This window comes from Haliea sp., from assembly GCF_040221975.1.
Classification (GTDB): Bacteria; Pseudomonadota; Gammaproteobacteria; order Pseudomonadales; family Halieaceae; genus Haliea.
In genome coordinates, this window is the sequence record NZ_JAVJWR010000013.1 from 138,218 (window position 1) to 152,408 (window position 14,191).

At 65.0% G+C, this 14,191-nt stretch carries 12 protein-coding genes; 4 read left to right on the forward strand and 8 right to left on the reverse strand.

Features of this window, described 5'->3' with window-relative positions; translation table 11 throughout:
- Positions 1-2 precede the first annotated feature (2 nt).
- From kdsA to RLO07_RS04455, 7 genes are all read right to left on the reverse strand, one after another.
- Positions 3-854, reverse strand: a complete 852-nt coding sequence (gene kdsA / locus RLO07_RS04425; RefSeq protein WP_462290921.1) for a 3-deoxy-8-phosphooctulonate synthase — start codon at positions 852-854, stop codon at positions 3-5.
- A 21-nt stretch (positions 855-875) separates the two neighbouring features.
- A complete protein-coding gene (locus tag RLO07_RS04430; RefSeq protein ID WP_462290922.1) occupies positions 876-2,504 on the reverse strand; it encodes a CTP synthase in 1,629 nt (542 codons plus the stop codon).
- A 129-nt stretch (positions 2,505-2,633) separates the two neighbouring features.
- Positions 2,634-3,977, reverse strand: a complete 1,344-nt coding sequence (gene tilS / locus RLO07_RS04435) for a tRNA lysidine(34) synthetase TilS (RefSeq protein WP_462290923.1) — start codon at positions 3,975-3,977, stop codon at positions 2,634-2,636.
- A gap of 25 nt (positions 3,978-4,002) precedes the next feature.
- On the reverse strand, positions 4,003-4,950 hold the full coding sequence (gene accA, locus RLO07_RS04440) for an acetyl-CoA carboxylase carboxyl transferase subunit alpha (protein ID WP_462290924.1): 948 nt from the start codon (positions 4,948-4,950) through the stop codon (positions 4,003-4,005).
- A gap of 102 nt (positions 4,951-5,052) precedes the next feature.
- Positions 5,053-6,357 carry a sodium ion-translocating decarboxylase subunit beta gene (locus tag RLO07_RS04445; RefSeq protein WP_462290925.1) on the reverse strand — a complete coding sequence of 435 codons (1,305 nt, stop codon included), beginning with the start codon at positions 6,355-6,357 and terminating at the stop codon, positions 5,053-5,055.
- A 5-nt stretch (positions 6,358-6,362) separates the two neighbouring features.
- Positions 6,363-8,171, reverse strand: coding sequence for a sodium-extruding oxaloacetate decarboxylase subunit alpha (gene oadA / locus RLO07_RS04450; RefSeq protein ID WP_462290926.1), 1,809 nt, complete (start codon positions 8,169-8,171; stop codon positions 6,363-6,365).
- Positions 8,172-8,196: 25 nt separating this feature from the next.
- Positions 8,197-8,460 (reverse strand): OadG family protein, encoded by a 264-nt coding sequence (locus RLO07_RS04455; RefSeq protein ID WP_462290927.1) that lies wholly within the window; start codon positions 8,458-8,460, stop codon positions 8,197-8,199.
- A gap of 161 nt (positions 8,461-8,621) precedes the next feature.
- On the opposite strand from RLO07_RS04455, the gene RLO07_RS04460 reads away from it, so the two are divergent.
- Together RLO07_RS04460 and RLO07_RS04465 are read left to right on the forward strand one after the other, a co-directional pair.
- The gene (locus RLO07_RS04460) at positions 8,622-9,608 is read left to right on the forward strand and encodes a tRNA dihydrouridine synthase (RefSeq protein ID WP_462290928.1); all 987 of its coding nucleotides are present in this window, start codon (positions 8,622-8,624) and stop codon (positions 9,606-9,608) included.
- Positions 9,609-9,640: 32 nt separating this feature from the next.
- Positions 9,641-10,399, forward strand: a complete 759-nt coding sequence (locus RLO07_RS04465; protein ID WP_462290929.1) for an SDR family NAD(P)-dependent oxidoreductase — start codon at positions 9,641-9,643, stop codon at positions 10,397-10,399.
- Between the two features lie 21 nt (positions 10,400-10,420).
- Here RLO07_RS04465 and RLO07_RS04470 read toward each other — a convergent pair whose 3' ends face one another.
- A complete protein-coding gene (locus RLO07_RS04470; RefSeq protein WP_462290930.1) occupies positions 10,421-11,158 on the reverse strand; it encodes a hypothetical protein in 738 nt (245 codons plus the stop codon).
- A gap of 154 nt (positions 11,159-11,312) precedes the next feature.
- Here RLO07_RS04470 and RLO07_RS04475 point away from each other — a divergent pair, with 154 nt between their 5' ends.
- Both RLO07_RS04475 and RLO07_RS04480 read left to right on the forward strand, forming a co-directional pair.
- Positions 11,313-12,860: a peptide MFS transporter gene (locus RLO07_RS04475; RefSeq protein ID WP_462290931.1), complete on the forward strand. Its 1,548-nt coding sequence runs from the start codon at positions 11,313-11,315 to the stop codon at positions 12,858-12,860.
- Positions 12,861-12,889: 29 nt separating this feature from the next.
- Positions 12,890-14,122 carry a saccharopine dehydrogenase family protein gene (locus RLO07_RS04480; RefSeq protein ID WP_462290932.1) on the forward strand — a complete coding sequence of 411 codons (1,233 nt, stop codon included), beginning with the start codon at positions 12,890-12,892 and terminating at the stop codon, positions 14,120-14,122.
- The last annotated feature ends 69 nt before the right edge of the window (positions 14,123-14,191 follow it).

Here is a 14,191-nt window from a genome sequence, read left to right on the forward strand (position 1 = left end):
AGTTATTCGATAATCAGCGGGGGCAGGCGCTTCACCAGGTCGTCCACCGCCTTGACCTGGGCGAGGAAAGGCTCGAGTTGATGCAACGGCAGCGCGCTGGGACCATCGCAAAGCGCCCTGGCGGGCTCCGGATGCGCCTCCAGAAACAGGCCCGCGAGGCCGGTAGCCATGCCTGCGCGCGCCAGCTCCAGCACCTGCTCCCGGCGCCCGCCGGAGGCGGCACCCAGGGGATCGCGGCATTGCAGGGCGTGGGTGACGTCGAAGATCAGCGGGATGTCGCCGCAGGTTTGCTTCATGACGCCGAAACCCAGCATGTCGACCACCAGGTTGTCGTAGCCGAAATTGCTGCCACGCTCGCAAATCAGCAGCCGGTCGTTGTCGCACTCGCGGAACTTCTCTGCCACGTTGGCCATCTGCGAGGGGCTCAGGAACTGCGGCTTCTTGATGTTGATGATGGCGCCGGTGGCGGCCATCGCTGCCACCAGATCGGTCTGCCGGGCGAGAAACGCCGGCAGCTGGATGATGTCACAGACCTCGGCTGCCGGGGCCGCCTGCTCCGGTGTGTGCACGTCGGTGATCACGGGCACACCAAACTGCGCCTTGATCTCGGCCAGGATGGCCAGTCCCTGCTCCAGGCCGGGGCCGCGGAAGGAGTGGATGGAGGAGCGGTTGGCCTTGTCGTAGGACGCCTTGAACACCAGCGGGATTCCCAGCCGGGCGCAGACTGCAACATAGTGTTCTGCCGCCTGCAGGGCGAAGTCACGGCTCTCCAGCACGTTGACTCCACCGAGCAGGACGAAGGGCGCATCGTTGGCGATGGGTATAGCGCCCAGGTGCACTGTCTGCTGCGTCACCGGCAGGCCTCCAGCAACAGTTCAGCCCTGGGCATGGGCGAGTGCGGCCTCGATATAGCCGGTGAACAGCGGGTGTCCGCCACGGGGCCGCGAGGTAAATTCCGGGTGAAACTGGCAGGCCACAAACCAGGGATGCTGCGGCAGTTCGATCATTTCCACCAGGGCCCGATCCGCGGACCAGCCGGCGATGCGGATACCGGCAGACACCAGCTGGTCGACATAGTTGTTGTTGATCTCGTAGCGGTGGCGGTGCCGTTCCAGCACCGTATCCGCGCCGTAGATCTGTCGCACCCTGGAGTCGCTCTCAAGGTAACAGGTCTGTGCGCCCAGGCGCATGGTGCCGCCGAGATCCGAGCTGGCATCGCGCTGCTGGGTAGAACCGTCCGCGTTCTGCCACTCGGTAATCAGCGCGACGATAGGATGTGGCGTGTCGGCCTGCATTTCCGTGGAGTTGGCACCCTCGAGAGCGCAGACATTGCGCGCGTATTCGATCAGCGCAACGTGCATCCCCAGGCAGATACCCAGGAACGGAATGTTGTTTTCGCGAGCATAGCGGACGGCGGTAATTTTTCCTTCGACGCCGCGGTCGCCGAAGCCGCCCGGGACCAGAATGGCATCGGCCTGGGCCAACACCCCGGTGCCCTCGCGCTCGATATCCTCGGCGTCGATGTAGTCTACCTGGATTGTCACCAGGGTCTGCAGGCCGGCATGCTTGAGCGCCTCATTGAGCGACTTGTAGGCGTCCAGCAGATCCATGTACTTGCCCACCATGGCCACGCGCACAGTGCCTCTGGGCTCGCTGAACTCCCGCCGCAGGACGTCGTCCCACTCCGCCAGGTCCGCCGGAGGGCAGTCAAGCCCGAAGCGCTCGACCACGAACTGGTCGAGGTGGGCCCCGTGCAGCATGCCCGGAATGCGGTAGATGGAATCTGCATCCAGCAGCGGAATGACAGCGCGTTCCTCGACGTTGGTAAACAGGGAAATCTTCTTGCACGCACCCTCGTCGATGGGCACCGCGCAGCGACACAGCAGGATATCGGGCTGCAGGCCGATGGAGCGCAGTTCCTTGACCGAGTGCTGGGTTGGCTTGGTCTTGATTTCGCCGGCTGTGGCAATGTAGGGCACCAGGGTCAGGTGCATCAGCAGCGCGCGGCTGGAGCCGACCTCCACCCGCAACTGGCGCGCGGCCTCGAGGAAAGGCAGGCTCTCGATGTCACCCACGGTACCGCCAATTTCCACTATCGCGACCTCGGCATCGCCGGCACCGAGGATCACCCGGCGCTTGATCTCGTCGGTAATGTGGGGAATGACCTGCACCGTGCCACCGAGGTAGTCACCGCGGCGCTCTTTTTTCAGCACGGTGTTGTACACCCGGCCGGTGGTGAAATTATTGGTGCGCTTCATGGTGGTGCGGGTAAAGCGCTCATAGTGGCCGAGATCCAGATCGGTTTCGGCACCGTCTTCGGTGACAAACACTTCACCGTGCTGGAACGGGCTCATGGTGCCCGGATCGACATTGATGTAGGGATCCAGCTTCAGCAGTGTGACGCGGATGCCGCGCGCCTCCAGCACGGCCGCCAGGGATGCGGCTGCAATCCCCTTGCCCAGAGAGGAAACCACACCACCGGTGACGAAGACATATCGCGTCATGAAAAGCCTTTCTGTACGCTGTGAATATGGGCACCCAGGAACGGCGCAGGGCGACCAACAAGCCGCCGACGGAGTGCGCGTTTCCTGCGAAAAGATGGGAAATCAGACTACCAGAAAGGGGCTCTCAGCTCAATCCGCGGAAGCGGGGTTATTTCGCCGCCAAAGCGGCCGCAAGGCCCCTGCGCCACCCTCGGCGAGGGTATGAGGGGAAGCGCACAACCACAGATCGGCGACCGCCACCAGGCTGTCGTCCAGGTACAGCAGCGGCAGGCGATCACGCCACCAGGGGGGTACCCCGGCCTCCTGCAGCAACTTTTTCAGGCGTTGGCTGCCCGCCCGCCCCAGGGGCTGGCAGCGCTCACCGCCGCTGCGGGTGCACACGGTCAGGAACGCCCCCGGCTCCAGGCGTATGCCCGGCCCCGCGCCCGCCGGAACCAGCGCCAGGCTGCCGCCACCGGGCAGCTCCAGTGTCGCGCCCGCCGCTAGCTGGCCCGCCGCGGCCCAGGCAGTTGTGTCGCCTGCCGGCAGCAGATAGACGCCGTCGCCAAAACGTCGCAGGCGCTGCCCGCTCCAGGCCAGTTCCGGGCTGCCGCCCCCGGACTGCAGTTGCCGCAGGAACTCGCCGGCCGGTGCCCGCGGTGGCGTCGGCAGGCCGCGCTCGGCCAGCCACTGATGCAAGACCAGCCAGCCGGTACCGGCGGGATCCTGCAGCAGGCTGGCAACCGGAATACCCGGGTCGCCCAGCAGGGTGGCACAGGGTGGTGGGGTGGGCAGCAACTCGTCCAGTACCGCTGCCGCGGACGCCAGCTGCCGCGCCGAGCGCACCATGCTGCTGCGGTAACCCGGCCAACGCCGAGCCAGCAGCGGCAGCACCTCATGGCGCAGGTAGTTGCGGTCAAAGCCGGTGTCCACGTTGGAAGGGTCATCGATCCACTGCAACCGGCGTCGTCGGGCGCAGGCCTCAAGCGCCGTCCGTGGCCACGCCAGCAACGGTCGTGACAGCTGGCCCGGACCAAGCGCCCGCGTCACCGGCATGCCCTGCAGGCCCTGCAGGCCGGCACCGCGCAACCAGCGCAGCAGCAGGGTCTCTACCTGGTCGTCCTGGTGATGGGCAAAAAACATGACATCGCCCGCCTGCAGGGAATCTGCCAGAGCGCGATAGCGGGCCTCGCGGGCCGCCGCTTCGATGCCCCTGCCGCCGGCGTCTACCGCCACCCGGCGCAACAGCAGCGGCACCTCGAGTGCCGCACAGACCTGCTGGCAATGCTGCTCCCAAGCCACGGCGGCCGGCTGCAGGTTGTGGTTGACGTGAACCGCGTTGAGGGGAGGTGCGCCGGGGTGGGAGCGTCGATACTCGTGCAGGAGGTGCAGCAGGACCGTGGAATCGAGGCCACCGCTGAAGGCCAGCAGCCAGCGGCCAGCACCGCGATGGGCCTCCAGTGCCGGTGCCAGGTCTGCTGCTTCGAGGTTCATGCAACCACCCGCCGGTGGCGAGCGTTCAGTTGCCGTAGGACATCAGGCGCTGGTAGCGCTGCTCGAGCATATCCTCGAGCGGAATCTGTTCCAGCCGCTGCAGCTGCTTGAGCAGGTGCCCCTGCACACGCTCGGCCATCTGGTCGACGTTGCGATGGGCACCGCCCATGGGCTCGGGGATCGTGGCATCGACAATACCCAGCTCCTGCAGGACCTTGGACGTGACCCCCATCGCGGCCGCAGCATCCGGCGCGTGGGCCGTGCTCTTCCAGATGATATTGGCACAACCCTCCGGGGAGATGACGAAATAGGTGGCGTACTGGAGCATGGCCAGATGGTCGCCGACCCCGATACCCAGGGCGCCGCCAGAGCTGCCCTCGCCGATTACCACGCAGATGATGGGCGTTGCCAGCCGCGACATCACCGCCAGGTTCTGGGCAATGGCCTCGCTGATACCGCGTTCCTCGGAATCAATTCCGGGATAGGCGCCAGGCGTATCAATCAGGGTGATGACCGGCATCCGGAAGCGCTCAGCCATCTGCATCAGGCGCAGGGCCTTGCGGTACCCCTCCGGTTTGGGCATGCCGAAGTTGCGCAAGACCTTGTCCTTGACCGCACGCCCCTTTTCCTGGCCAATAACCATCACCGGGCGCCCGCACAGACGCGCTGTACCACCGACAATTGCGCGGTCATCACCAAAGTGGCGGTCCCCGTGCAATTCGTCAAAGTCGGTAAAGACGCGACTGATGTAGTCCAGGGTGTAGGGCCGCCGGGGATGGCGGGCCACCTTGACGGTATCCCAGGCACTCAGGTTGGAATAGATTTTCTCGGTGAGCTTGGCGCTCTTCTCACGCAGGGTGCGGATTTCCTCGCTGATATTGATATCCGCGTCTGTTCCCACCAGCTGGAGCTCTTCGATCTTGACTTCAAGCTCGGCGATGGGCTGTTCAAAATCAAGGTAGTTGGGATTCATGCAAACTCTGGCTCAGCGGTTGTTGTCAGCGCCACAGTGTACAAAATTAATGCCACAGGCACCAATCGACGGCGCTCAACTTGATTGCCGGAGAGCCTTGTCTCAGCCACCCACCAGGCTGATCATTACCCCCGCCGCCACCGCCGAGCCCACCACGCCGGCCACGTTGGGACCCATGGCGTGCATCAGCAGGTAGTTGTGGGGGTTGGCTTCGAGACCGACCTTGTTGCTGACCCGCGCCGCCATGGGTACCGCCGAGACCCCCGCGGAGCCGATCAGGGGATTGAGCGGATTGCTGCCAAAACGGTTCATCAGCTTGGCAATGAGGACTCCCGAGGCGGTGCCGATGGCAAACGCCACAATCCCCAGGCCCATGATGCCCAGGGTATTGATGTCGAGGAACTTGTCCGCCACCAGCTTGGAGCCGACCGACAGGCCGAGGAAAATCGTCGTAATATTGATCAGCGCGTTCTGCGCGGTGTCGCTCAAACGCCCGACCACACCACACTCTTTCATCAGGTTGCCGAAACAGAACATGCCCAGCAGTGGTGCCGCCGCCGGCAGCAACAGCGCTACCAGGATCAGCAGTACCAGCGGGAACACGATTTTTTCCCGCCGCGACACCACCCGCAACTGGGTCATGACGATTTCGCGCTCGGCCCGGGTGGTCAGCGCCCGCATGATCGGCGGCTGGATCAGTGGCACCAGTGCCATGTAGGAATAGGCGGCGACGGCGATGGGGCCGAGCAGGTCGGGTGCCAGGATGCTGGCGACATAAATCGCGGTGGGGCCGTCGGCGCCGCCGATGATGCCTATCGCCGCGGCATCCGCAAGACTGAAGTCCATGATCCCCAGCGAGGTGAGGCCCACCGCTCCCAGTACCGTGGCAAAGATCCCGAACTGGGCAGCTGCCCCCAGAAACAGGGTACGCGGATTGGCCAGCAGCGGGCCAAAATCGGTCATCGCTCCCACACCCATGAAGATCACCAGTGGGGCCACCCCGCTGGCAATGGCCACCATGTAGAAGCTGTAGAGCATGCCGTCGCCGTAGCCCGCCTCTGCGGCGACACGGCTCGCGGCCACTTGTTGTGACAGGTCGGCTGTCGCGAGCGCGTCCAGCAAGGCCCTCGCATCGGCAACAGCAGCACTGCCCAGAGTCGTGGCGATCTCTGCCCACACCGCGGGGTCGCTGCCGTGCAAGGCGTTCTCGGCGGCGGAATAGGCCAGTCCTGCCCCGGGAATATTGGCCATGATACCGCCAAAGCCGATGGGTACCAGCAGCAGCGGCTCGAAGCCTTTGCGGATCGCCAGGAACAGCAGCGCAATCCCGATCAGGATCATCACCGCCTGACCCGGCTCGAACTGGGCCAGGCCCGTGGACTGCCAGAGCCGTAACAGGTTATCCATGGGCGTCAATCCAGCATGATCAGGGCGTCGCCAACGACAACCGTGTCGCCGGGCTTGACCGCGACGCTGACCACACGGCCATCCCGTGGAGAGCGCACCTCGGTTTCCATTTTCATGGCCTCGAGCAGGACGATGACCTGCCCCGATGTCACCGCATCCCCGGGCTTGACGTTGACCTTGAAAATATTGCCCGCCAGCGGTGCCGGCAGCGGCTCGCCCGGACCGGCGGCAGCGGGTGCTTCCGGTGCAGGCGCTGGCGGGCTGACCGCGGCCACATCGCCGCCCTCGGCCACCTCGACGACATAGGACTGGCCATTGACCTTTACTGTATAGACGCCGGCGTCCGTTGCAGCCTTGCTCGCGACCTTTGCCACCGACTTGCCAGCGGTCGCGGCGGCGGGTTCCGTCGCCGCATCCGGTGCCGGCTCGAAAGCGCTGGCATCGCCGCGGTGCTGAAGAAACTTGAGGCCAATCTGCGGGAACAGCGCATAGGTCAGGACATCGTCCACCTCCTGCTCCCCTGCCGCCAGCGCAATGTCCTGCTCCCGGGCCAGGCTGCGCAGCTCCTCTGTCAGGGCCTCCATCTCGGGCTCCAGCAGATCCGCCGGCCGGCAGGTGATCACTTCGCCACCCTCCAGCACCCGCGCCTGCAGGTCCTTGTTGACCGGTGCCGGGGTGGTTCCGTATTCCCCTTTCAGCACCCCCGCGGTTTCCCGGGAAATGGACTTGTAGCGCTCCCCGGTAAGCACGTTGATCACAGCCTGGGTGCCGACAATCTGCGAGGTCGGTGTGACCAGGGGGATGAAGCCGAGATCCTCACGCACCCGCGGAATCTCCTCCAGCACCTCGTCCATGCGGTCGGCGGCGCCCTGCTCCCGCAGCTGGCTCTCCATGTTGGTCAGCATGCCGCCCGGCACCTGGGCCACGAGAATGCGCGCATCCACACCGCGCAGCGAGCCCTCGAACTTTGCGTATTTCTTCCGCACCTCGCGAAAATAGGCTGCTATCGAGGCGAGCTTTTCGATGTCCAGGCCCGTGTCGCGGTCAGTGCCGTCGAGAATGGCGACCACCGATTCCGTCGGCGAGTGGCCGTAGGTCATGGACATGGAGGAAATCGAGGTGTCGACGTTGTCGATACCTGCCTCGACACACTTGAGAATAGTCGCCGTCGACAGTCCGGTAGTGGCGTGGCAATGCATGTGAATGGGTATGGCACAGGACGCTTTCAGCCGGCGTACCAGCTCGTAGCCGTCATAGGGCCGCAGCAGGCCCGCCATGTCCTTGATCGCAATGGAGTCCGCACCCATGTCCTCGATGCGCTTGCCCTGCTCTACCCAGGTCTCGATGGTGTGCACCGGGCTCAAGGTGTAGGAAATCGTGCCCTGGGCATGCTTGCCAACGTCCTTCACTGCCTGCAGCGCCACCTCGATATTGCGCATGTCGTTCATGGCGTCAAACACGCGGAATACGTCGATACCGTTGTCGGCGGCGCGCGCAACAAATTTGCGCACCACATCATCCGCATAATGCCGATAGCCCAGAATATTCTGGCCCCGCAGCAACATCTGCTGGGGCGTCCGCGGCATGGCCTGCTTCAGCTGCCGAATGCGATCCCAGGGGTCTTCCCCCAGGTAGCGAATGCAGGCGTCAAAGGTCGCGCCACCCCAGGACTCCAGGGACCAGAAGCCGACCGTGTCGAGTTCAGCGGCAATAGGCAGCATATCGTCCAGGCGCATGCGCGTCGCCAGCAGGGACTGGTGGGCATCGCGCAGGACCACATCGGTAATGCCCAGCGGGCGCTTCTCGTCTTGCATCAACAAAACCTCTCGGATAGTGGCGTCAGTGCCGCTGCTTTCGGTGCTGATGGATGGCGGCGGCAATCACCGCAACCAGCTCACCCTGGCCGGGGCCGGCAGCAGGCGGGGGGGCAGGCCGTGTGGGCAGCTCGGCAGGGGCTTCCGCCCGCTCGGGGAAGTAGCGGGACATGAACCTTGAGGTCAACGAGGTGACTATCACCAGCAGGGTCAGGAAGATGACCACGGCGCTGACGCCGAAGACCATCAGCTCGACTCCCTGCATGAAAATATCGTCCTGCTGGAACACACTCCCACCTTGCGACCGGCCCAAATCGACGCCCATCATAAATCAGGAACGATGCCGGGCGCCAATGGTGGATGACAGGCACCTCGTCGGGGGGCGCCCCCACCTGCCTAAACATGGGAGGCCGACACCGGTATACTGGTGCTTTCAACCGGAGACCTGCCGTGCGACTGATCCTGGCCCCAATGGAGGGCGTCATCGATGCCACCATGCGTGCCCTGCTGACCGACCTGGGCGGCATCGATCGCTGCGTCACCGAATTCGTCCGGGTCAGTCAGCAGTTGCTGCCGCCGCGGGTGTTCCGGCGCCTGTGCCCGGAGCTGGACAGTGGCGGTTGCACTCCCGCCGGAGTGCCTGTCTACGTGCAGCTGCTGGGCGGCCAGCCGTCGCCCATGGCGGACAACGCCGCCCGCTGCGCGGAACTGGGCGCACCGGGTATCGATCTCAACTTTGGCTGCCCGGCGAAAACCGTAAACAAGTCAGACGGTGGCGCAATCCTGCTGCAGGAACCGGAACGGGTCGGCAGCATTGTCGCTGCGGTGCGCCGGGCCGTGCCCGCCGTGATCCCCGTTACCGCCAAGATCCGCCTCGGCTTCGAGGACCGCAGCCAGTTCCTGGACAACGTGCTGGCGATCGCCGCGGCGGGGGCCAGCGAAATCGCCATCCACGCCCGCACCCGCCGCGACGGCTACCAGCCGCCGGCCTGGTGGGATGAAATCGCCCGCGCCGTGGCACAGACAAGCCTGCCGATCGTCGCCAACGGTGAGATCTGGAGCCCGGAGGATGCCCGCCGCTGCCAGCTGGCGAGCCAGTGCCAGGACCTGATGCTCGGTCGCGGTGCCCTGCGACGACCGGACCTGCCGCGCCTGGTACGCGCCTCCCTGGGCGGCGCACCCGCGGAGCCCATGGCCTGGATCGATATCGCGGCGCTTCTGCAGCACTTCTTCCACAGCAAGCGCGCCCAGTGCGAACCCCGCCACGCAGCCGGCCCGGTCAAACAGTGGCTGGGCTACCTGCGTCACTACTACCCGGAGGCGGGGCTGCTGTTTGCCGGCATCAAGCGCCTGATCGACCCGGTGGCCGTCAGCGCCGCCCTCGACGCCCACCTGGCGACCCTGCAAGCCGGGCGCGACCGGCCGGCCGCCGCCTGAGTCCACCCACACCCACTACGGGAGCCCTTGTCATGACCCACACCGCATTTATCACTGGCGCCACCTCGGGCTTCGGCCGCGCCTGCGCCCGCCGCTTCGCAGAAGCGGGCTGGAATCTGGTCCTCAGTGGTCGCCGCGGCGAGCGTCTGACGGAGCTGGCCGCGGAACTGGAGCCACACTGCCAGGTACTGACGCTGACCCTGGATGTGCGTGACACCGCGGCGGTGCAGGCCGCGGTGGCAGCGCTGGAGAGCCCCTTCCGGGAAGTGCATGCGCTGGTCAACAACGCCGGGCTGGCGCTCGGCACGGCGCCGGCCCAGGACTGCGACCTGGAACAGTGGCATCGCATGATCGACACCAATATCAAGGGCCTGACCACAGTGACCCATGCGCTGCTGCCGACGCTGATCGACAGCGGCGCCGGCAGCAGCATCATCAATATTGGCTCGGTCGCGGGCCACTGGCCCTACCCGGGCGGCAACGTCTATTGCGGCAGCAAGGCTTTCGTCGAGCAGTTTTCCTACGCCCTGCGCAGCGACCTGCAGGGCACCGGAGTCCGGGTCAGTTGCCTGGCGCCGGGCCTGTCCGAGAGCGAGTTCACCCTGGTGCGCACCGGCGGGGACCAGGCCGCCTACGACAGGATGTACCAGGGCGCTGACCCGATCCAGCCCGAGGACATCGCGGATACCGTGTTCTGGCTCGCCACCCTGCCCCGCCACCTGAACGTGAACTCGCTGGAAATGATGGCGGTGAGCCAGTCCTGGTCACCCTTTACCATCACTCGCCGTTGACGAGCGTCGGAACGCTCACGGTCATTGCTGCAGCGAAGCATCCCGGGCGCGCTTGAACTCCACCCCCTCGTGCCAGTTGGGGAAATCCCGGTTGCCAGCGAGTTCCCGCCCCATCTCCAGCAGCAACATGACTTCCTGGGCGGCACCGCTCAGGTCCCAGTCGGCGTCGTATTCATCCGAGGGCTTGTGATAGTGGTTGGCGGTGTAGTCCTTGAGGCGCTCGTCACCCCAGGCCTTGCCGTGTTCGACGCTGTCGGTGGCATTGGTCAGGATGACAACGGTCTTGCCGGTAACGTCGACACCGGCGTAGTCGTTCCAGTCGCGCTCGGGGGCGTTGATGCCGTAACCGACAAACACCAGCTCGGATTCGGCAATGCCGGTAGTGGCGACCTGCTGCTGGGTGGCGACCATCATCTCGCTGCCATAGGCCAGGTCCGCGCTGAAGTCGGGACCGCGGATAGCCAGCACCGCGGAGGGTGCGCTGGTTACCGCGGTGATCGGCACCTCCTGCACCCAGCTGCCGCGGTTGCCGGGCTCTGCGCCCAGGGCGGCAAAGTGTTTCTGCAACCAGGCAATGGTCTTCTCTTCGCCCGGAGTTCCGGGCTCACGACCTTCATAGGCATCGTCCGCCAGTTCGGCGATGTGAAAGTGCAGGTCGCGCTGGATCTGCGTGTCCACGGGATCAGCGGAAGGCTCCCCGTGCGCCAGGGCCACAGCCAGGGCAATGGCCGCGGCCAGTGTTGTCAGTAGCTTGCTCATGTGCTCTCCGCACTGCTGGGAAAGGACGCCATCATACGCCCATGACGCCTGCACCGCACACAGACGGCAAGGCGACGCAAATCCGTCACATGAATGGTATTCTGTGCGCCTGTGCCGGAGGCCCCTGCCCCGCTTCACGCCAGGATAGCGAATAATGACCACCAGCAGCACCATTGATCCGGCCGCGGACACCGCGTTTTTCGGCCATCCACGGGGGCTCTACGTGTGCTTTGCCACCGAGCTTTGGGAACGCTTCTCCTTCTACGGCATGAAGTATTTACTGCTCCTCTACCTCACCAAGTACCACCTGTTCTCGGATGCCAACGGGCTGGAGGTGCTGGGCGGTTACGCCGCCCTGGTCTACGCCATGCCGGTGATCGGCGGACTGCTCGCGGACCGCTATCTGGGCATGCGCAAGTCGGTCATCTTTGGCGGCCTGCTGCTGGTACTCGGGCACCTAGGGATGGCATTCGAGGGCGAACAGGCGCGACTGGTGGCTGCCAGTGTGGTGCGCGATGAGCGGGCGCTGCAGGTCTTCTATTTTTCCCTCGCCCTGATCGTGGTCGGCGTCGGTTTCCTCAAGCCCAATATTTCCACTATCGTCGGGCGCCTGTACGCGGTGGACGATCCGCGCCGGGATGCGGGTTTCACCATTTTCTACATGGGCATCAACCTGGGTGCGCTGCTGGCCACCCTGCTGTGCGGCTATCTGGGTGTGAACTATGGCTGGGGGTACGGCTTCGGCGCCGCCGGTATCGGCATGTTGGTCGGCCTGGCCAGCTTCCTGTACGGCCAGAAACACCTGCAGGGGCTTGCCGAACCGAAACAGCCGCAGAGACTGCGGGAACGCTCGCGTCTGGGCGTCAGCAAGGAGCTGACCATCTATCTCGCAGGCATCGCCGGAGTCTTCGCCGCCTGGCAGATGCTGCAATTCCACGGCGCTGTCGGTGTACTGCTGAATGTGTTGGCGCTGATAGTGGCCCTGGCCCTGGCCTGGTTCATCACCTTCCGCTGCAATACGGTGGAGCGCGGCCGCATGATCGTACTAGTCGTACTCACCGTTTCCAGCGTGGTGTTCTGGTCCCTGTTCGAACAGAGCGCCGCCTCCATGACCCTCTATGCCGACCGGGTCATGGATCGCCGCGTCTTTGGCATCAACTTTACCGCGGCCCAGTACGGATTCTTCAATTCCTTTTTCATCTTCATCCTGGCACCGGTATTCGCGTGGCTGTGGACCAGCCTTGGCCGGCGCGGGCTGGAGCCCGGCACGCCGATCAAATTTGCTCTCGGCGTCGCCCTCGCCGGCCTCGGGTTCGGCGCGCTGGTACTCGGCGCCGCGACCCCCAATGAGGCGGGCCTGGTGCTGGGCTACTGGATGGTACTCGCCTACCTGCTGCACACCGCAGGCGAACTGTGCCTGTCCCCGGTAGGCCTTTCTGCGGTGACCAAACTTGCGGTACCGAGTATCGTGGGGGTGATGATGGGGGCCTGGTTCCTGGCAACAGCCTACTCCCAACATGTTGCGGCCCAGCTTTCCAAGCTCGCCGCCCTCGACGCCGATGCAGGCCTTGCCGATGTCGGCACGGCGCTGGCGAGCTACACTGAATTGTTCACCACCCTGTTTTATGTCGGTCTCGGCATTGCGGCGCTGCAATTGCTGATCGCTCCGCTGCTGCGGAAAATGATGCACGGGATTCACTGAGCGCGCCTGTTACCGGAGGAGTTGCAACCATGGCCAATCAACAGCGGGACTTCGACCTGATCATCTGGGGCGCCACCGGCTTTACCGGAGCGCTGGTCGCGGAGTACATGGCCCAGACCTACGGCACTGGCGGCACGCTGCGCTGGGCACTGGGCGGGCGCAGCGAGAAGAAACTGCAGTCACTGCAGAAAACCCTGCAAGCCCGATACGCCGGTGAGCCCCTGCCTCTGGTCGTGGCGGATAGTGATGACCCCGCCTCCCTGCGGGACATGGTGCAGCGCACCCGCGTGGTCTGCACAACCGTGGGGCCCTACGCCCGTTACGGTACGCCCCTGGTGGCCGCCTGTGCCACAAACGGCACTCACTACTGTGATCTCACCGGTGAAGTACAGTGGATGGCACGGGTGATTCCGGAGTACCAGGCCGCCGCCGAAGCCAGCGGTGCCCGCCTGGTTCACACCTGCGGGTTCGATTCCATCCCCTCGGACATGGGGACCTGGTTTCTGCAGCAGCGCATGCTGGAGCGCCACGGAGAACCGTCGCATTACGTCAAGGCCCGGGTCGGGCGCAACAAGGGCAGCGCCAGCGGCGGTACCATCGCCAGCATGCTGGAAGTACTGGAAGAGGCCAGACGGGACAGCGCCGTGCGCAAACTGCTCAGCAACCCCTACGCCCTGTGCCCGCCCGGCACCACCGGCCTGGACGGCCCCGACCAGGCCGGTGCCCGCTACGACAGCGACTTTGAGCGCTGGACCTGCCCCTTCATCATGGCGGCAATCAACGGCCGGGTGGTGCGTCGCAGCCACTGCCTGCTTGGCAAGCCCTGGGGTGAGGATTTCCAGTACGACGAATCGCAGCTTTGCGATTCCCGCGCCCAGGCCCTGCGCAACACCCTGGCGCTGGGTGCGGCCATGGCCGGTCTCGCGACCGGGCCTGGCCGCAAGCTGTTCGCACACTTCCTGCCCAAACCCGGCGAGGGGCCGAGCCGCGAGCAGCGCGAGGCCGGACACTACGAGCTGTTTTTCCACGGCGCGCACCCGGCTGACAGGGCGCTGGACATGCGTGTACGGGTCGCGGGACAACTGGACCCGGGTTACGGCTCGACCTCGCGCATGCTGGCAGAGGCGGCAGTGTGCCTGGCGAGGGATCCTCTCACTGTCGGCGGTGGCTTCTGGACTCCCGCCTCGGGACTGGGCGATCATCTGTTGACAAGGCTGGTGGAAAACGCCGGCCTGACCTTCGAGGAAGTGCCCCTGGAATAGCCTGCGAGGGTCATTGGCACACTGAGCAGACAGGGGTCCTACATTGCCGGCAAACAACCTCAGCACACA

Bases quoted from the DNA above. Each gene is read 5' to 3' on its own strand.
- RLO07_RS04430 (WP_462290922.1), bottom strand. From the start codon at position 2,504: ATGACGCGATATGTCTTCGTCACCGGTGGTGTGGTTTCCTCTCTGGGC.
- tilS (WP_462290923.1), bottom strand. From the start codon at position 3,977: ATGAACCTCGAAGCAGCAGACCTGGCACCGGCACTGGAGGCCCATCGC.
- accA (WP_462290924.1), bottom strand. From the start codon at position 4,950: ATGAATCCCAACTACCTTGATTTTGAACAGCCCATCGCCGAGCTTGAA.
- RLO07_RS04445 (WP_462290925.1), bottom strand. From the start codon at position 6,357: ATGGATAACCTGTTACGGCTCTGGCAGTCCACGGGCCTGGCCCAGTTC.
- oadA (WP_462290926.1), bottom strand. From the start codon at position 8,171: ATGCAAGACGAGAAGCGCCCGCTGGGCATTACCGATGTGGTCCTGCGC.
- RLO07_RS04465 (WP_462290929.1), top strand. From the start codon at position 9,641: ATGACCCACACCGCATTTATCACTGGCGCCACCTCGGGCTTCGGCCGC.
- RLO07_RS04470 (WP_462290930.1), bottom strand. From the start codon at position 11,158: ATGAGCAAGCTACTGACAACACTGGCCGCGGCCATTGCCCTGGCTGTG.
- RLO07_RS04475 (WP_462290931.1), top strand. From the start codon at position 11,313: ATGACCACCAGCAGCACCATTGATCCGGCCGCGGACACCGCGTTTTTC.
- RLO07_RS04480 (WP_462290932.1), top strand. From the start codon at position 12,890: ATGGCCAATCAACAGCGGGACTTCGACCTGATCATCTGGGGCGCCACC.